Annotated in this window: 15 protein-coding genes and 4 pseudogenes; 5 read left to right on the top strand and 14 right to left on the bottom strand. The window is 60.7% G+C overall.

Translation table 11 applies throughout. The features are described 5' to 3' along the window. Positions 1-681: 681 nt before the first annotated feature. A pseudogene (locus AYM40_RS43025) lies at positions 682-1,058 on the top strand (phosphate ABC transporter substrate-binding protein PstS); the annotation flags it as partial. A gap of 60 nt (positions 1,059-1,118) precedes the next feature. Here the strand turns inward: AYM40_RS43025 and AYM40_RS39575 are convergent. Together AYM40_RS39575 and AYM40_RS34425 are read right to left on the bottom strand one after the other, a co-directional pair. Continuing rightward, positions 1,119-1,637, bottom strand: a pseudogene (locus tag AYM40_RS39575) (LysR family transcriptional regulator); the annotation flags it as partial. A 208-nt stretch (positions 1,638-1,845) separates the two neighbouring features. Beyond that, a pseudogene (locus AYM40_RS34425) lies at positions 1,846-2,230 on the bottom strand (class II aldolase/adducin family protein); the annotation flags it as partial. A gap of 406 nt (positions 2,231-2,636) precedes the next feature. On the opposite strand from AYM40_RS34425, the gene AYM40_RS34420 reads away from it, so the two are divergent. Next, the gene (locus AYM40_RS34420; RefSeq protein ID WP_063500394.1) at positions 2,637-3,125 is read left to right on the top strand and encodes an NUDIX domain-containing protein; all 489 of its coding nucleotides are present in this window, start codon (positions 2,637-2,639) and stop codon (positions 3,123-3,125) included. A gap of 381 nt (positions 3,126-3,506) precedes the next feature. Continuing rightward, on the top strand, positions 3,507-4,682 hold the full coding sequence (locus AYM40_RS34415) for a methyl-accepting chemotaxis protein (protein WP_063500393.1): 1,176 nt from the start codon (positions 3,507-3,509) through the stop codon (positions 4,680-4,682). A gap of 211 nt (positions 4,683-4,893) precedes the next feature. Here AYM40_RS34415 and AYM40_RS34410 read toward each other — a convergent pair whose 3' ends face one another. Then, complete coding sequence (locus tag AYM40_RS34410) at positions 4,894-5,229, bottom strand: hypothetical protein (protein WP_236721033.1); 336 nt, start codon at positions 5,227-5,229, stop codon at positions 4,894-4,896. 403 nt (positions 5,230-5,632) lie between these two features. Between AYM40_RS34410 and AYM40_RS34405 the strand changes: the two genes are divergently transcribed. Next, positions 5,633-7,396, top strand: coding sequence for an FAD-dependent oxidoreductase (locus AYM40_RS34405; RefSeq protein WP_063500391.1), 1,764 nt, complete (start codon positions 5,633-5,635; stop codon positions 7,394-7,396). Between the two features lie 32 nt (positions 7,397-7,428). On the opposite strand, the pseudogene AYM40_RS34400 reads toward AYM40_RS34405, so the two are convergent. The 3 genes and pseudogenes from AYM40_RS34400 to AYM40_RS34390 form a co-directional block, all read right to left on the bottom strand. Continuing rightward, a pseudogene (locus tag AYM40_RS34400) lies at positions 7,429-7,769 on the bottom strand (VOC family protein); the annotation flags it as partial. An 80-nt stretch (positions 7,770-7,849) separates the two neighbouring features. After that, entirely contained in the window at positions 7,850-8,536 is a 687-nt protein-coding gene (locus AYM40_RS34395) for a hydrolase (RefSeq protein ID WP_063500390.1), read from the bottom strand. A 29-nt stretch (positions 8,537-8,565) separates the two neighbouring features. Next, positions 8,566-8,907 carry a carboxymuconolactone decarboxylase family protein gene (locus tag AYM40_RS34390; RefSeq protein WP_063500389.1) on the bottom strand — a complete coding sequence of 114 codons (342 nt, stop codon included), beginning with the start codon at positions 8,905-8,907 and terminating at the stop codon, positions 8,566-8,568. A gap of 272 nt (positions 8,908-9,179) precedes the next feature. Here AYM40_RS34390 and AYM40_RS34385 point away from each other — a divergent pair, with 272 nt between their 5' ends. Beyond that, a complete protein-coding gene (locus AYM40_RS34385; protein WP_063500388.1) occupies positions 9,180-9,935 on the top strand; it encodes a TrmB family transcriptional regulator in 756 nt (251 codons plus the stop codon). A 178-nt stretch (positions 9,936-10,113) separates the two neighbouring features. On the opposite strand, the gene AYM40_RS34380 is transcribed toward AYM40_RS34385, so the two are convergent. The 8 genes from AYM40_RS34380 to AYM40_RS34345 form a co-directional block, all read right to left on the bottom strand. After that, complete coding sequence (locus AYM40_RS34380) at positions 10,114-10,950, bottom strand: AraC family transcriptional regulator (protein ID WP_063500387.1); 837 nt, start codon at positions 10,948-10,950, stop codon at positions 10,114-10,116. A 123-nt stretch (positions 10,951-11,073) separates the two neighbouring features. Then, positions 11,074-12,588, bottom strand: coding sequence for a DHA2 family efflux MFS transporter permease subunit (locus tag AYM40_RS34375; protein ID WP_063500386.1), 1,515 nt, complete (start codon positions 12,586-12,588; stop codon positions 11,074-11,076). Between the two features lie 210 nt (positions 12,589-12,798). Next, the gene (locus tag AYM40_RS34370) at positions 12,799-13,476 is read right to left on the bottom strand and encodes a glutathione S-transferase (protein WP_063500385.1); all 678 of its coding nucleotides are present in this window, start codon (positions 13,474-13,476) and stop codon (positions 12,799-12,801) included. A gap of 151 nt (positions 13,477-13,627) precedes the next feature. Further along, complete coding sequence (locus AYM40_RS34365) at positions 13,628-15,268, bottom strand: AMP-binding protein (RefSeq protein WP_063500897.1); 1,641 nt, start codon at positions 15,266-15,268, stop codon at positions 13,628-13,630. A 71-nt stretch (positions 15,269-15,339) separates the two neighbouring features. After that, a complete protein-coding gene (locus tag AYM40_RS34360; RefSeq protein ID WP_063500384.1) occupies positions 15,340-15,735 on the bottom strand; it encodes a RidA family protein in 396 nt (131 codons plus the stop codon). Continuing rightward, positions 15,732-16,175, bottom strand: a complete 444-nt coding sequence (locus AYM40_RS34355) for an acyl-CoA thioesterase (protein WP_063500383.1) — start codon at positions 16,173-16,175, stop codon at positions 15,732-15,734. Before AYM40_RS34355 ends, AYM40_RS34360 begins: the two co-directional genes overlap by 4 nt. Beyond that, positions 16,172-17,362, bottom strand: a complete 1,191-nt coding sequence (locus AYM40_RS34350) for an acyl-CoA dehydrogenase family protein (protein ID WP_063500382.1) — start codon at positions 17,360-17,362, stop codon at positions 16,172-16,174. The genes AYM40_RS34355 and AYM40_RS34350 overlap by 4 nt, the downstream gene beginning before the upstream one ends. A 19-nt stretch (positions 17,363-17,381) precedes the next feature. Then, positions 17,382-18,233, bottom strand: coding sequence for an enoyl-CoA hydratase family protein (locus AYM40_RS34345; protein ID WP_063500381.1), 852 nt, complete (start codon positions 18,231-18,233; stop codon positions 17,382-17,384). Positions 18,234-18,378: the final 145 nt, after the last annotated feature.

Raw genomic sequence — 18,378 nt, 5'->3', positions numbered from 1 at the left:
TTGTCGAGAAAACGGAGGTGCTGTTCGCTCACCGTCGCTCTCACCACACTCCTGAGACGATAGTCGCGACGATCGCATCAGCCATTCGCGATTGATCGCCCTTGCTACAGCGCGCAGGCCCGATCGGGCCAAGCGGCAAGCCGCCGGCGTCAGCGAGCGTCCGGTTTGCCGTACAACAGCGGACACTCGTCGACGCTGGGCGAAGGGCAAGAGTGGGTCGTGCGCCGCCGATCAGATATGTGCGCGGTTCAGGTTGCGTATGCCGTTTGCACGAGGCAGTACGCGACCGAGACCAGCCGACCAACCGCGCTCTCAGCGGCACATTCGAACGTCGTCTGCACTCGGGTAACAGACCATGCCAGATCATTCTGTTCGCTGGACCACGTACCAATACAAATTGATACTTTCACCAGTCCTGTAACTGGAGCTATTCTCAATTACTGCTGAGTCCTATACGCGTGCGGGACAGCGCAAAAAATGTCCTCAGACGCAATCTCCTCCCACGACGTATCTCGTCGCCTGGCTAGCCCCGCTCAGCGATATCGCACACCAGTTCAAAGTGAGATATTCGTGAGACCTTTTCTTCTATTGATTGGCGCTCTGGCTGGCGGGTCTTTCGTCGCCACGGCCCAAGCCACCGACATTACTGTGGCGCCGGCAGCACGTTTGCGCCTCCCCCAGTTGAATTCGCAGATCAAACTGCCTGACACCCCCATTGCCGCAGTGCTTCGCCAGGATGGCTCTGGTACAACCCTCATCTGGACGCACTATCTTGCGCAAGTTAGTCCCGAGTGGAAGCGCAAGGTTGGTGAGGGCACCATGATGGGTTCGGATCGCTCAATCAATTCCTGACCAATCAAGCGGGCAAGGATGCGTGGCCAATTATTGGTGCCACCTACGTGTTGTTGCATGCAACGCAGGACTAGCCAGACCACGGCGAGGCAACGCAGAAGTTCTTCGACTGGGCGTTCAGGAATGGGGGGCAGGCTGCGGAAGACCTAGACTACATCTCACTGCAGGACTCGGTTGCAACGGAAATCCGCTTGCGATGGCACACGGGGGGGAGGGCTGATCCTTCGGCTCAAGCCAGTCGCCGGGCAATGATTCGACAACCCTCGTGCGGGGGATGCCACGACAAACCGACGCACGTGTGCAATGTGACGCGCGACGAGAGATGAGTCTTCCATGATGGCGATGCGCAGGGCGGCATCGAAGCCTTCCCCAATCAGATCGGCATGGACATCCGTGAGATGAAGATCCACGGAAATATCCGGGTAGGTCCGGAAAAATTCGGGTAGCAGTGGTGCAACCCACCGAGCGCCAAACGTGAGCGGCGCAGCGAGCTTGACGAGACCACGTGGTCGGCTTGAGGTCTCACGGGCGAAATCCTCGGCCTCCTCGGCGTCGGCATAGATTTTCGCCGCTCGTTCGGCGAGTGTGCGGCCATAGTCCGTGAGTGCAAGTCGTCGGGAAGTCCGGTTGAACAGTCAGCCTCCCAGCCGCTCTTCAAGGCGGGTAACGGCCCGAGAGATCGTGGCGACCGAAACACCCATGGCCGTGGACGCCGCAGCGAACGAACCCTCTTCGGCGACCTTCGCGAACATCGCGAGCCCTTCGAAATCCGGGAGCTTCGACATCGACAATCCTGCAACGATGGGGCGGGCGATGGCGGACGGATCCAATGGGTATCCGGCCGTCCAGGTGAGGCTCCAGCTTACGCTGGAACTGATTTCATCGTTGCCCGGGAAGGCCGCATAGCCGCCGTTTATCTCTTCTTCGACAAGCTGCCCTGAACGTGTCGCTAAGTTTTTTGAATTGACGAACACTGTATGCCGCACCTCGGATTTACTCGAACATGTCCGGCTGCTGCACCACTAGCTGATCGTAAATCGTTTGGAAACGCAGCCAGCCGATGAACGGGCTACCCACGTGCTCGCGACTGTAGCGCGCGCTCCGGCGTCACCATCGTCGGGGTGATGCCTGTCGCTTCAACCAGCAACTGTTGCTGGCACGCGCGTTCGAGGGCAATAAACCAGAACGCCGCTTCGTCGATGCTATGCCTGCTGGCCGTCAGCAACCCGTGATTCTTGTGTATCGCCGCGCGCACATCCTTGAACCACCCCGCTACCGAACAGCCCGCCTCCTCTTCGACGGCGACTTGTCCCGCCTCGTCGTCGATCACGACGTGGTCTTCGAAAAAGACGGCTGCATCCTGCGAGATTGGATCGAGCTTCGAACGGCGAACTCGTTATCGTAGGGGAGGGGCTATACAGGCCCATCGAACGAGAGACTCATTTCTTCTGTTATCGCGCTGCTGACCGTTCGTCCCGAAAGATACAACAGTTCCACGACTGGCTCGTGCGTGAATCTCGCAGGCTATCCAGCGATGAGTAGTGTGGAAGTCCCGTGCTGTCGGCAACTGTCGAACTGCAATCGACGTATCCTGCCGAAAAGCCAGCCCCTTGGAACGAGCGACACACACCGTTGAATTGTTGACAATCGCTATTCCGAGCGAGAGCAACTGCTGGCTAAACTACGGTTTCCACGCAGTGGCGTGACAGACGCTGAATGACCCAAGCCGCACGAACGCGGCGACCCGGAAGATCCTATGACCATGAAAGGAAAGGATAGACCTCATGCCGAGCCTTGAACGAGTGCGACCGGCTACGCTTATCGACTCTGTCTGGCGCATGGCGCTTCGCCTCGGATTCCGGCTTGCTCGCGCCTGGTGGTACCTTCGACGGCCTCGCCATGAGGGGGCGCTAGTAGCAATCTACGTCGGGCGGGCGCTGTTGCTTGTGAAGTCGTCGTACCGGGCCGAGTGGAATTTTCCGGGCGGCAGTGTCCGGCCCGGTGAGACGCCTGATGCAGCGGCGCAGCGCGAAATGGAGGAGGAGATTGGTCTCTCGTCGTACCCATTACTCCCCGCGGGCAGCGCCTGCGGCATTTGGGACGGGCGAAGAGACCGGGTGCATTTCTTTGAGCTGCACCTCGACCGCATACCCGAGTTGCGGCTTGATAATCGCGAGATTGTCGCCGCGCGCCTGGCATCGCCGGAAGAATTGCACGGCATCGCGCTGACAAAGGCGGTCGCTGCATATCTCGGCAGAGATCTCTGCTGTTAGTTAGTTGCCCTTTTCCTTTCGGGACACCTCAATGGGGCCGGGGCCGGGGCCGGGCGTCGCGAGTAGGCGCAACTTGCCTGTGCAAACTAGTTCGATGGTCAAGCCTCGCAAACCGGAAACGCCCTCGCGGTTCGGGGTAAACGCGCATGCAAGATCCTAAACATCGGTCGTAAACAAGAGGCGCCGGGCAAACGCCTACAGTGGGTCTCGAAATGCCAGGCTCTGCGCATGCCGATTTGAAGGCTGGTTAGTTCAATGCCCGCATTTCGGTAAAACGGGCTCCCGCGACAGCACTTCGAAACGAGTCTGGCTGTGTCGTAGTCCCATACCTGGCGTTAATCTTCATGGCGCAGTCGCGTCGTCACTCACGAAGGAAACGAAGTGCAGAAATTTGTTTTCACGATCAGACTCAAGTTGATGCTTGCGTTCGGCACCTGGGCAACACTGATGTTCGTCGTCGGACTGATGGCGATCGTCGCACTATGTGGCCTCGACTCGAACGCGGCTTCGTCATACCGTTCGTTGCTGACGAGCCTGATTGCGGTGGCGTCAATAGGATGTGCCGTCGCGCTCTATTGTGGCCTCCATCTGAACGGTGTCGTCTGCGGTGGACTGAACCGCATGGGCAGAAAATTTGAGGACATTGCGACAACCCTTGACTTGTCAAAGCGGTCTTCGAGTCCGCGCATGGACGAGTTCGGCCGTTCAGCAGTCGCGTTCGACAAGCTGATGCGTCGTGTGGAAGAGACCATGTCTGCTGTGAATTTGTCGACTGATTCTGTTACCACCTCTACGCGCGAAATCGCCGCCGGAAACCTTGACCTTTCCGCACGCACAGAAGAACAAGCTGCGTCGCTGGAGCAGACTGCATCCAGCATGACGCAACTGACCGAGACGGTGAAGCAGAACGCAGACAATGCGCGTCGTGCGAATGCACTGGCCACGAATGCCACGGACATCGCCGGTACAGGCAGCGATGTCGTTCAAACCATGGTTGCCACCATTGAGAGAATCAACGGCAGCTCGAACAAGATATCCGAAATCACGAGCGTGATTGAAGGGATTGCGTTCCAGACAAATATTCTTGCGCTCAATGCCGCTGTGGAAGCGGCTCGAGCTGGCGAACAAGGAAGAGGCTTCGCGGTCGTGGCCAGTGAGGTTCGTAGTCTGGCTCAGCGATCTGCGTCTGCGGCAAAGGAAATCAAGGAACTGATTGCCTCATCTGTAGCCACGATTCAGGATGGCTCGCAACAGGCCATTGAAGTTAGCACTGCGATGGGCGAGATTAAAAGTGCTATCAAGCGTGTTTCCGAAATCGTCGGTGAAATCGCTGGTGCGTCGGACGAGCAAAGTCGTGGCATAGAACAGGTCAACCAGGCCGTCAATCAGATGGACCAGGTGACGCAGCAGAATGCGGCGCTGGTCGAGCAGGCGGCAGCAGCGGCCCAGTCGCTCGAGGACCAGGCGGCCAAACTAAAAATCGCGGTTTCGTCATTCAAGCTTGCTGAGACAACGGGATCCGCGCTACCTATCGTTAGGCGTATGCGCCCTTCGTAGCATTGATTTCTGAAAGATTTTCATGGATCCACTGGATCGCCCACTTGTTCGAGAACGCGATGGCTTCAGCCTCGGTGGCGAAATGTGGAAGGTTGATGATAAGTAGCGGTAGCTATGGCGCTGCCTCTCTGTCGCCAGCAATGTTCGCGAGTGCTCTACTGAGGCCAACGGCAGCAGTGATAGACGTCCAGCGGAGACACGCTGCCCACGCTTACGAGCTGACGAATTTGAAGGCGAGCACTGCCAAGGCGGCGTCCCCTTCGCCTCGACGTTGCAGATCCTCTGCAAGCAGTTTCTGAAAGAGTGTTTCTTCCCGTTCGCCGTACAGTTTGCGAAATTCGCCGAGAACCTCAGCGATAGCGCTGTTCCGCGTGTCCGGACTCAGAGTACTGCTGATGTATGAACAACCTCGTGCCAGTTCAAGCACGTAGGCTGTGCGAGCATTCGCCATGGCGGCGCCACCGGTTTTTCCTCGTGGCATGAGGTCTCTCAATTTTTTTTGCGCGCGCACATCCACTGCCGAGCGTACAGCCGGGCTGAGTTGCAATGAGCGCCCCACGATAGTGTGGAACTAATTTACCGCAGGGTGCTGAAGGAAAACTTAAGAAGCGCGATCTCGTGACCTGAGACACGAAGTCGATGCCGGATGGCGCCACCTCCCTCACTACTGACTCGACGAAACCTTCGATGCTCCATTTCGCAGCGTGATAGCCCGATTGTGTTGAATGGTTCATGCTGGGTCTCTTTGGCCGCGCCAGGAAGTCCGCTTGTGCCGGTCGCGACAACCACGAGGGCTCGGACACGAGCAAGATGGATGTTACCTATTTGCGGCATGTCGACGGCTAACCTATCTTGAATGAGTGGACGGCATTGACCCCGTGGGTTATCCAAAAGGGCAGGGGCGTGGCTCTCCGCCGGCCGGTTCCAACGCGCGTAGTCAGAGGTTCACGATGAATAGCGACGCAGCTTCGCCACCGGGCGGGCCAGAAAACCAGACAGAAGCCGGCACGAGCGGCGCCGATCGTTTTGCCGTGGCGGATGCGCAGACCCCATATAGCACCCCGCGCTGGCATCAGATATTTCCGGTACTGACTGACGCCGAGATTGATCGGATCAATCGCTTTGGTGCGATACACAGCTACGCCGCCGGCGAATTCTTATATCGCGCGGGTGGCATGAGTCCAGGCATGTTCGTCCTGTTGTCGGGCACGATTCGATACACGGCACGCGACGGACTGGGCCATCGACGTTTGCTGCGCTCTCAGGCGAAACGGGGCGAATTCACCTCCGACGTTGGCATGCTTTCAGGCAAGCCCGGCCTTGTCGATGCCGAGGTTATCGAAGATGTCGTGGCGCTCGTGATTTCGCCGGAAAAGCTGCGTGCCCTGATGATCGGCGAGGCGGAGCTCGGTGAAAGGATCATGCGCGCGCTGATCCTGAGGCGCGTCGCCGCGATCGAGCGCGGGCAAGGGGCGGTGCTCGTTGGCCCGCCCGACAACGAGCGGCTTCTCGCGCTGCAACATTTCCTGCAGCGCAATGCTTACCCGCATATGACGCTTGACGAAAGCGGTGCCGATGCCGTCGCGTTGCTCGAGCGCATGACGCCTCGGCGCGATGACATGCCGCTCGTTGTCTGCCCGGATGGCACCGTGCTGCGCAATCCGGACGACGGGCAGCTCGCCTCATGCCTGGGACTCGTGCCGGAATTCGATCCTGGGCATGTTTACGACGTCGCGATCGTCGGCGCCGGGCCTGCTGGCCTGGCGGCAGCCGTCTATGCGGCATCCGAAGGCTTGTCAGTGGCAGTCTTCGATTGCCGCGCGCCCGGCGGCCAGGCAGGCACGAGTGCCCGCATCGAGAATTATCTGGGCTTTCCGACCGGCATTTCGGGGCAAGCGCTAGCCGGCAGGGCATTTAACCAGGCGCAGAAATTCGGCGCGCACATCGCGATTCCCGTCGAGGTGAAAGGCTTGCATTGCAGCGCATACCCGCTCGAGGTGGGACTGGCCGGTTCGCAGCGCGTTGCGGCACGCACGGTAGTCGTCGCGAGCGGCGCGGAATATCGGCGTCCGGCAGTGAACGGGCTTGGGCGCTTCGAAGGTCACGGCGTCTATTACTGGGCGACATCGATCGAGGCCCGGCTTTGCCGCAGCGAAACCGTGCTGCTGGTCGGTGGCGGGAATTCAGCAGGACAGGCCATTGTGTTTCTTGCATCGCATGCTGCCCATGTTCATGTCCTCGTCAGGGGGCAGGATCTCGAACACAGCATGTCGCGCTATCTGATCGAGCGAATTGCCTCGTTGCCGAACGTGACGATCCATATGGGTTCCGAAATCACGGCCCTCGAAGGTGACGAACGGCTGGAGTCCGTCCACTATCGGCGACGCGAGGGGGGTATAGAAAGTCTGAAGACGCATCACTTGTTCCTTTTTATCGGTGCCGACCCAAACACGAAGTGGCTGCGTACGAGCGGAGTGTCGCTGGATCCGAGAGGATTTGTGTTGACCGATACCGACCTGGGAACACGAGCCAGCGGGCCCACGCTCCCGCTGCATACAAGTGTCGACGGCGTGTTTGCAATCGGCGATGTTCGATCGGGTTCCACCAAGCGCGTTGCAGGGGCCGTGGGCGAAGGGGCAGCCGTGGTCGCGCAGATTCACCGCTTTTTAGCCATGAAGCGCGCCGACACAGCCACGCGTTCCATGCATGTGTAAGCCGCCTGTCGCATCACCCCGGCGTCCCGTGTCTACTGCGCAACTGCGTGAATCTCGGCGATATAGCCACCAGGGAACTGCACGAGCGCGGCTTCGCGCTTATCCGAAGTGAACGGCGGGACCAGTACCGTGACGCCTGCCGCCTTCGCCTTCTGCAGCGTGTCGGCGAGATTCGTCACTTCATAGCCCGTCATCTCCCGGCCGAACGGCCAGGGCAAGTGGCCGTCGGTCACCAGCACCGTCATCTTGCCGAAGCCCGAGTCGATCCGCACGCGTCGGTACGTATCGCCCGGCCGGCCATTTCGACGCCAGGCGCGTTGTGATCATCGGAGACAACCTTGCCATGCGAAAAAGCCACGAAGTTGCGCATCAGTAAGCAACTCCCCCTGCCGGCTGGCGGCGTCACGCCGCACGGCCGGAGTCGGGACATCAAACGAGATGGCGGGCGGCTGATTATCCGGCGGGAACCGCAGGCACGATTTCGTGGGGACCATCGGTGCGCTGCGGTGCCTTGTGCACCATCGTGTACGCGTAGTCCACGCCCATCCCGTACGCACCAGAGTGTTCCCTGACGACCTTCATGACGGCGTCGTACGTTTCGCGACGCGCCCAGTCGCGCTGCCATTCGAGCATCACCTGTTGCCACGTCACAGGCACGACGCCTGCCTGGATCATGCGCTGCATGGCATAGTCGTGCCCGTCCTTCGACGTGCCACCCGAGGCATCTTCAACCATGTAGATCTCGTAGCCGCCTTCCAGCATGGCGCTGAGTGCGAAGGTGTTGTTGCAAACCTCCGTCCACAGGCCGGAAACCACGATCTTCTTGCGTCCATTCGCAGCCAGCGCGTCACGAACCTTCTGGTCATCCCAGGAGTTCATCGACGTGCGTTCGAGCACCGGCTGGCCGGGAAATACGTCGAGCAGTTCGGGGTAGGTAAAGCCCGAGAAACTTTGCGATTCGACCGAGGTGATGGTGGTCGGAATGTTGAATATCTTCGCTGCCTTGGCGAGGCCCACCACATTGTTCTTCAGCACCTGCCGGTCAATGGATTGGACGCCAAATGCCATCTGCGGCTGTTGGTCGATGAAAAGCAGCTGGGAGTTTTGCGGTGTCAGTACTTCAAGTTTTGGATTGCTCATGATCGGTTCCTTTCAGCGTGTTTGGGTAATCAGGCTTGCTTCAGCGTTTCGATGGCATCCAGCACGTGCGTGCTGTAGGTGATGGCAGCGCCGGCGTTCAGGTTGATGGCAACGCCGAGCGCTTCTGCGATTTCCGCGTCCGGGACGCCGAGCTTGACGGCCTCCGCTGCATGAAAGGCGATGCAACCATCGCAGCGCGTGGTGACTGCGACGGCCAGCGCGATGAGTTCACGCGTCTTCGCGCCAAGATGGTTGGTGTTGGCGCCCGCACCGGCGACAAGGGCAAAACCGCGAAGGGTGTCCGGCGTGCGTGTGGACAGTTCCTTGAGGCGAGAATTGATGTCGTGAATCGTCTCTTTCCACTCGACCATGAGATAGCTCCAATAGGATTACATAGGATGTAGGCGTGCGAACCGACCGCTCTGCCGCTTGCCAGCTTCGGGTCAATGTGGTTCATCGACTCCGGGCGTCAACGGATTGACTGAGATGAATGCTAATTGGGCGTCCGGCATGCGTCATTTGGAAACGTGAAAAGAATTCATAATCTCGCCTATCTCGTTGATTTGTATATATTTTTACTGTACTATTCAACCGAACGAATCGGCGTGCAGCGACCGTCACCTTCCCGGATCGGTTGGAGAAAATGAACCTTATCGAGATGCTCCAGGCGGCCGGCATCGACGGAAACAAGGCCGACTTCTATCTGGCTTCGCTCGAACTCGGCGAGGCGACGGTCGCTTCCATCGCCCAGAAGGCGGGTATCGGCCGCACCAACGCATACGAAGTGCTCGACCGGCTGCTCGCCGATGGACTCGTCGCGACCGTGCAGAAAGGCGCGCGCAGCTACGTGATTCCGCAGGATCCAATTGCTCTGCTGAGGCGTATCGAGGCGCAACGTCAGCTCGTTCAGGAAGTGCTCCCGCGACTGCGCTCGATTCACAACTCAGCCGGTGGAAAACCGAAGGTGCGCTATTTCTCGGGCATCGAAGGGATCAAGACCGTGCTCAACGAAACGCTCGAATGTCAGAGCAAGGAGTTGCGCGCCGTGATGTCGAACAGCGAGCTGTTTCAGATGCCCGGCGTCGAGGTCATCAGGGGTATCGTCGCGCAACGCGTCCGTGCGGGCATCAACCTGCGCGTGATCCGCTCGGGTCCAAGCGATACGCGCGATCTGTGGCGATCGTCGACGCGCGATCGCCGCGAACTCCGCTTTGCGCCCGCCGATTTCGAAGTGGGCATCACGACCTATCTGTACGACGACACCGTGGCCTTCATTTCATCGCGGGCCGAGCACTACGCGCTGTCCATTCAAAGCGCGGAGTTCTTTGCGTTCGAGTGCAGTCTGTTCGAAGTGCTGTGGAGCGCGAGCACGCCCGATCGGTTCGACAAACCCGCCTGAACCGCTTTCGTCCACTCCGAGACAGTACGGGGTGCTAATCCAAACACGCAGGCCGGAAAGATAAGTGAGCCCGCGTGCCAGTGTGTCCGATGTCTCCAGATGGCGGTGCAGCCGCTCTTGGCGACCGTACTGGCGCAACTGCCAGTTGACGCCGATGTGATTTTCTTCCTTGCGGGTCCTAAGAAGCCTTCAACGGCAGCCAGATCTCGAGCCCACCCATGCCGCTGACCGGATCGAACTTCTCGTCATAGCGTTCGAAGTTCGGCGCATCGGCGGGAGTATGTCCCGAAGCAGGCAGCCACTGATTCCAGATCGTGTTCCAGGTGCGCCGCACGGTCGAGATATGCTCGCGGTGGCTGAACACCGCGTAGCGCTGCGGGGAAATGCGCAAGCGGCCCAGCTCGGCGGGCAATGCCGAGAAGTCGCTGACTTCGACACCGCACAGATAATCGACATTGCCGGCGTCGTCGGCGTTGTAGCAGACGCCATACGCCACGTTGCCGACCTGGCCCGGCACTTTGCCGAAGTAGTCGCCAAAGCGCTGCCACTGCGAAGGAATCGCGGCGCAGGTTTCGCTGGTATAGCGCTCGCTTAAGCCCGCGACGAGAAACGGTTTGCCGTCTTCGAAACGCGGCGGTTCGAGATGCGTGAGAAGGGTTTCGTCCATTTTGATCGGCTCCACGATGGCAATGTTGTCGAGGTGGCCACGCGCGCGCAGCGCTTCGGGTGTGAGTCCGAATTGCTCGCGAAACGCGCGCGTGAATGCTTCGTGAGAACCGTAACCGGCGTCGACGGCGACCGTCAGGATGTCGGGGGCGCCGTCGGCGAGGTGCCGTGCCGCTTCGCTCAAACGGCGCGCGCGAACGTAGCGCATCACCGAAAACCCAGTGGCCGCTTCGAAAGCACGCGTCAGGTGAAAGCGCGACACGCATCCACAGTTGGCGATGTCGTCGAGCGTCAGCTCGCGGGCAAAATGGCTCTCGATAAACCAGAGCGCTTTTCCAACGGGGTTCATATCGGCTCTCATGTCAGCATGAAGCCAGCATAGCCAGGCGCGACGCGGCGCATTTGATCGCGCTTGCGGTTTTGCCGTTGGGCTGGATTGACCGCGATCGGCCTGGTTTCAGGTGGGAGCCGGTCAGTAGTTTTCTGTTGTCGCCGCATTCCCTGCGCCATGCGGTTGTGCCGGCGTGGACCCGCCGTGACCGTGTGCTTCCGCTTCGGCTTCGGCTACCGCTTTGGCGCCGCCTGGCTGCCCAGGACGCAACAGCAAACCGCCCAGCACACCCGCCGCCGCCGCGAAGATCGCACCGAACAGAAACGCCACGTGGTAGCCGCTATTGAGCGCCGCCGTAGCGCTTTCGGAAACCTGCATCGCGCCGCTGCGCGCGGCAGCGAGACTCGCGAGCACGGCGAGGCCGAGTGCGCCACCCATCATGAACGACGTATTGACGATACCGGACGCGAGGCCCGAATCGCTCGGATCGACATCACTCATGGCAGCCAGCAGCAAGGGATTGAACGCGATGCCCGCGCCGAAACCGAGCATGATCATGCCAGGCAGCACGTCGAGCACGAAGCTGCCGTTGACCGGTGCCCGTGCGAACAGCGCGAGGCCACACGCCGCGACGAGCAGCCCGACGGCAAGCGGAAGGCGCAGGCCGAAGCGCATCACCACGCGCGCCGAGAGGCCCAACGAAAAGAACGCCATGATCAGATTGGCCGGCAAAAACGCGAGCCCGACCTGCAAGGGCCGGTAACCTAGCACGCGCTGCAGATACAGCGCGGAGATGAAGAACCACGCGAACATCGCCGCCGCCCACAGTACGCCGACCACGTTGGCGGTCGCGACATTGCGCAAGCGGAACAGACCGAGCGGCATCAACGGATGCTGCACGCGCGCTTCAATAACGAGAAACACGGCCAGAAGCGCGAGCGCGGCGAACAGCAGGCCCAGCGTCTGCGCCGAGGTCCAGCCGGCCTCATTGCCGTTCACGACTGCGTACACGGCGAGCATCAGCGAAGCCGTCACCGTCACCGCGCCGGCCACGTCGAGCCGTTCGCCGTGAGCATGACCGCGTGCCGACGGCAAGAGCGCGACGCACAGCGCGTAGACGGCGATGCCAATCGGCAGGTTGACGAGAAAGATCCAGTGCCAGCTCAGCAGGTTGGTCAGCAGACCGCCGAGCAATACGCCGATGCTGCCGCCCCCCGCGCAGACAAAGCCGTACACGCCCATCGCTTTGGCCCGTTCGCCGGTCTCGGTGAACAGATTCATGATCAGCGACAGCGAAACCGCGGAGACGACCGCGCCGCCCAAACCCTGCACGGCACGCGCGCATATCAGCAGGATCTGCGAATTCGCCATGCCGCATGCGAGCGACGCCAGCGTGAACAGCGTGATGCCGCCGAGGAACAGCTTGCGGTGGCCGTACAGATCGCCCAGCCGCCCGCCCAGCAGGAGGCAGCCGCCGAAGGTAAGCATGTACGCATTGACCACCCACACCAGCGAGGTCTCGGTAAAGCCGAGGTCCGCGGCGATCGACGGCAAGGCAACGTTCACGATCGTCGTATCGAGCACGATCATGAGCACACCGAGGCACAGGACGATCAGCGCCAGCCAGCGTTTGTTGCCGTGGATGGAATGGGTCATGCAGGGACTCCTTTTACCTTGATCAAGCAGATGCAATCGCATGCAAGCGGGCACAAGCGGGCACAAGCGGTTCAACCGGGTGCCAAATGTGCCGCCGCACGGCACGAAGCCGGAAATCCGGTCGGCAACCCGTTGAGCGCAATAGGAAATTTTAGTCTAGCACCCGCGACTTTTGACCCACAACTACGAATTCCCAGGCGGCGTTTGCCGTTAATCGCCACCCAGTAGTTCGTACTTGCCGCCGCGCTCCAGCGCCCGTTGATAAGCCGGCCGCGCGTGAATGCGCTTCAGGAAATCGACTACGGCGGGAATCTGCCCTTCCATGCCGCCGCGTGCGGTGGCGGCTTCGAGCGGAAAGCTCATCTGCACATCGGCCGCCGTGAAATCGTTGCCGACGAACCAGCCCGTCGCGCTCAATTCCTTATTGATGTAGCCGAGATGGAGCTTCAACTGCGGATCGATGAAGCTCGATTGCAGCGTCGAGGCGATCTTGCGGGCGATCGGTTTGGCGAAGAACGGCATGGGTGCGCTGGCGATGCGCAGCGCCACCAGCTTGAGCAGCAGCGGCGGCATTGCCGAGCCTTCCGCATAGTGCATCCAGTAGGTGTAACGCAGCCGATCAGGCGTGCCCGCTGCGGGCGCGAAACGGCCTTGACCGTACTTGTCGACCAGATACTCGATGATTGCGCCGGATTCGGCGAGGGTCTGACCGTCGTCGGTAATCACGGGCGACTTGCCTAGCGGATGGACCGCGCGCAGCTCGGGCGGCGCCAGCATCGTTTTCGGGTCGCGCTCGTAGCGCTTGATCTCGTACGGCACGCCGAGTTCTTCGAGCAGCCACAACACGCGTTGCGAGCGGGAGTTGTTCAGATGATGGACGATCAGCATGGGTCGAGTGACGTTGGCCTGTGAAGTGTCACATCATAAGGATGTTGTGCCGAGGTGGGGCTCTAGTTGCTCGCCTCTTCGACGAAAGCAGCAGCCATGCGGTGGGTCCCATGCAAGATGGCTGCCGTGGAAAGAGGCGCTGGTTGACGGGCTACTTGAGCGTACGCAATTCAAAGCGTTTGAGCTTGCCCGTTTCGGTGCGCGGCAGCGAGTCGATGAAACTGATGACGCGTGGGTATTTATACGGCGCCACGCTGTTTTTCACGAAATCCTGCAGTTGCGCGACCAGTTTGTCATCCGGCTTATAACCTGGGTTCAGCACCACGAAGGCCTTGACGATTTGCCCGCGCGTCTCGTCGGCCACGCCGATCACACCGCATTCGGCCACCGCGTCGTGTTGCAGCAGCACGCTTTCCACTTCCGGGCCGGAGATGTTGTAGCCGGCGGAGACGATCATGTCGTCGGCGCGGGCCTGATAGAACACGTAACCGTCTTCGTCGAGATAGACCGAGTCGCCGGGAAGGTTCCAGCCGTCGCGGACGAACTTCATTTGGCGGTCGTCGGCGAGATAGCGGCAGCCGGTCGGCCCGCGTACCGCGAGTTTGCCGATTGTGCCCGCCGGGACCGGCTGCATGGCGTCATCCACGGCTTGGATGACGTAGCCCGGCACCGCGCGACCGATAGCATTCGGGCGGATCGCGTCGCCTTGCGCCGAGATGAAAATATGGATCAGTTCCGTGCCGCCGATCCCATCGATCATGTCGATGCCGGTAGCGTCGTGCCATAGACGTCGCGTCGAATCCGGCAACGCCTCTCCCGCGGAGACCGTTTTCGCCAGGCTCGAAACGTCATGATGCGCAACAAGCGGTGCCATTTGCCGATAGAAGGTCGGCGCGGTGAACATGATCGTCGCGTGAAAGCGTTCGACGATTTGCAGCAAGGTCTCGGGCGTGAGCCGCTCGATCAGCACCGTCGACGCACCCACTCGCAGCGGAAAGCACAGCAAGCCGCCCAGGCCGAATGTGAAGGCGAGCGGCGGCGTGCCGCAAAACACATCGCTCGATGAAGGCTTCAAAACATGACGCGGAAACAGATCGCACATCGCCAATACGTCGCGATGAAAATGCATGCAGCCTTTCGGTGCGCCCGTCGTGCCGCTGGTGAAGGCGATCAGGCAGACGTCGTCGGCCGCGGTGTCGCACGCGGTGAAGTGGTCCGGTTTGTTGATCGCGAGGGTGTCGAGCGAATCGGCGGAATCGTCATGAAACCAGCGTATCTGTTTCAGGCCCGCGCAATAGAACTCATCCTGAGGGTCGTTGCAGCGTGCGAGTTCATCGGTCAGGCGTGCGTCGCATAGCGCGGCGCTGACTTGCGCCTTCTCGATGATCTGCTTGAGTTCTTTCGCACGCAGCAGCGGCATGGTGGGCACCACGACGAGGCCGGCCTTCAGCGCGGCGAGCGCCGTCACCGCCATGTGCAACGTGTTCGGTCCGCGCAGCAGCACGCGATTGCCCGGCTGCAAACCCATTTCGTCGACCAGCACATGCGCGCTGCGGTTCACCAAGGCAAGCAGCTCACCGTAAGTGGTCGCCTGCGGTTTTCCATCTACGTCCGACCAGATCGCCGGACGGTCGCGATGTCCCGCTTCGATCGTTCTGTCGAGCAATTCCGTCGCGCAATTGAAGCGCGCCGGGTAAGCAACGTCCGGGTTGTCGAGCAGAAAGACAGGCCATTGATCTTGCGGCGGAAGATTGTCGCGCGCGAAGGTGTCGACGTGTGCTGACGGTTCCATCATTGTCTCCCCGGCCGTTGAGCCGGCTGAATGCGTTTCGGTTGGCTTGGTGGGTTTCGTGTTTCGCGTGCTTACTGAGGGATCACTGCCGTCGCTTCGATTTCGACCTTGGCTTCGTCTTCGATCAGTGCGACGACCTGGACCGCGCTCATTGCGATGTCGTAGTCGCCGATCAGTTCGCGAAATGCACGGCCGATATCTTTCAGCGAAGCGAGGTATTCGCGCTTGTCCGTGACGTACCACGTCAAGCGGACCAGATGCTCCGGTGCGCCGCCCGCTTCGTGCAGGACGGCCACGACGTTCTTGAGCGCCTGAATCGCTTGCTGTGCGAAGTCGGTGGTCTGAAAGCGCGCCTGTTCGTCCCAGCCGATCTGGCCGGCGATGAACACTTGCGTGCCGGTTGCTGCAACGCCGTTCGCATAGCCGCGCGGTTTGATCCAACCGGCAGGAAGGAGAGCTTTTTTCATGAGCGATGTGCCTCGATGGGTTCGGGCTGTGGGGCGAACGTCGCGAGTGCGCTCGCGATGTCGGTGGGAATGTCGATGGACGTACCGCTTTCGAGCGATGTCGTGACCAGCACCTGTTTCGCGCGGAAGCGGGTTTCGTCGCCGTGCTGGCCGACGATCTCGATGCTGATCGAGCGGCGCCCGACCTTTGTGAGGTTGAGTGCCAGCGTGATCGTTTCGCCCATCTGGCTCGGCCGCGAAAACTCGCAGTCGAGTTTGACGATCGGCAAGCCGACGCGGCGTTGCGCGATCATTTGCGCATAATCGATCTGCAGGCCTTCGTTGAACCAGTCTTCGACCAACGCGTTGGTCATCACCAGATATTGCGGAAAGAACACGATGCCCGCCGGATCGCAATGCGAGAAACGGATGCGGACTGGTCTTTCGAAGGTCGTGTTCATTTCGCTGCGTCCTTGATGGCTTCCGCGGCGTGGGCCTTCAGGAGGTCGCGGCCGACAATCAACTGCTGCACCTCAGTCGCACCTTCATAGATACGCAGCGCACGAATTTCGCGGTACAGCATCTCGACCGCTGTGCCGCTTTGCACACCCATGCCGCCATAGAGTTGCACGGCGGCGTCGATCACCTGTTGCGCGCCTTCGCTGGCGTGCCACTTGGCCATCGCGGCTTCACGCGTGACGTTTTCGCCCTGATCGCGCAGCCAGGCCGCGCGATAGACCAGCAACGCGCTGCTGTCGATAGTCAACGCCATCTGGGCGAGCTTGGCTTGCGTCAGCTGAAAATCGCCGAGCGTCTGTCCGAACATCTTGCGCGACGATGCGCGCGAGAGGCCCTCAGCCATGGCATGACGCGCGAAACCCAACGACGCAGCCGCCACCGACGTGCGGAAAATATCCAGCGTACGCATGGCGAGCTTGAAACCTTCGCCGGGTGCGCCGAGCATCTGGCTGCGCGGCACGCGTGCGCCGGCAAAGTGCAAACGCGCTAGCGGATGCGGTGCGATCACGTCGATGCGTTCGGCGATTTCCAGTCCCGGTGTGTCGGCTTCGACGATAAAGGCGGTAATGCCGCGTGCGCCCGGCGCTTCGCCGGTTCTGGCGAACACCACGTAGAAATCGGCGATGCCGCCGTTCGAGATCCACGTCTTGTCGCCGTCGAGTACGTAGAAGTCGCCGTCTTCGCGCGCCGAGAGGGACATCGCGGCGACGTCCGATCCCGCTTCAGGTTCCGACAAGGCGAAGGCGGCGATGGCCGACCCGTTCGCCACGCGCGGCAAATAGCGCGTCTTTTGCTCATGCGTGCCGCCGAGCGAGATCGCGCCCGAGCCGAGTCCTTGCATCGCCAGCGCGAAATCCGCGAGACCGGAATGCCTGGCGAGCGTTTCGCGCAACAGGCAGACGGCGCGTGTGTCGATGGTGTCGCCATTCCCGCCATAGGCCACGCCGCCGACACCGTATTTCAGCCAGCCTGCCGCGCCGAGTTCACGGACCAAACGGCGGCAGGTCGTATCGACGTCATCGTGCTCTACGTGCGAGAGATTCGCGCGGCACCATGCTTCAATACCCTTAGCCAGTTCGCGATGGCGCGATTCAAAAAACGGCCAGGCCAGTGCGCTGTGCAGATCCATATCGCTGTGAGTGCTCAATTCAATCTCCTTCGAACACAGGGCGCGACTTCACGGCAAACGCGCTATACGCACGTTCGAAATCGCGTGTGCTCATGCAGATTGCCTGGGCTTGCGCTTCCGACTCGATCGCTTCGTCGATGCTCATGCTCCATTCCTGGTGCAGCATCGTCTTCGTGATGCCGTGCGCGAAAGTCGGACCGGCGACGAGATCGGCGGCGAGCTTTTGCGCGTCCGCGAGGAGCGCTGCCGGTTCGCACAGGCGGTTATAGAAGCCCCATGCGTGGCCTTCGTCGCCACTCGCCGAGCGGCCGGTGAACAACAACTCGGCGGCGCGTCCCTGACCGATGATGCGCGGCAGGATCGCGCAGGCGCCCATATCGCAACCCGCGAGGCCGACGCGTGAGAACAGAAACGCGAGTTTGCTGCGCGCGGTGCCGAGCCGCATATCCGACGACATTGCCAGAATCGCGCCGGCGCCGGCGCATACGCCGTCGACCGCGGCGATGATGGGTTGCGGGCAATGGCGCATCGCTTTGACCAGGTCGCCGGTCATGCGCGTGAACAGAAGCAGTTCCGGCATCGGCAGATCGATTAGCGGCGCGATGATGTCGTGCACGTCGCCGCCGGAGCAGAAGTTCTCGCCTGCACCGTGAATCACCACTGCCTTCACGTCGGTTGCATAGGCGAGTTGCCGGAACAGATCGCGCAATTCCGCATACGATTCGAAGGTCAGCGGGTTCTTGCGTTCGGGGCGGTTTAGCGTGATCGTCGCGACTTTGTCGGCGACCGACCAGCCGAAATGTTGCGCCTCGTAGCCGGCGAGCGTCAGGCGGTTGCCGGCTAGTAGCGCGTCGGCATTGGATCGTGTCATGAATGTCTCCGTGTCGACCAGAGTTCGCGCTTTAGCGCGTTACTCTGGTCCCATGCAAAGCGGTCGACCAGAGTTCGCGCTTTAGCGCGTTACTCTGGTCCCATGCAAAAGCGGTCGACCAGAGTTCGCGCTTTAGCGCGCTACT

The sequence above is a fragment of the Paraburkholderia phytofirmans OLGA172 genome (assembly GCF_001634365.1).
In the GTDB taxonomy this organism is placed as follows: domain Bacteria; phylum Pseudomonadota; class Gammaproteobacteria; order Burkholderiales; family Burkholderiaceae; genus Paraburkholderia.
The sequence above is the reverse complement of the archived record's forward strand: the minus strand, read 5'-3'. Positions and strand labels throughout refer to the sequence as shown.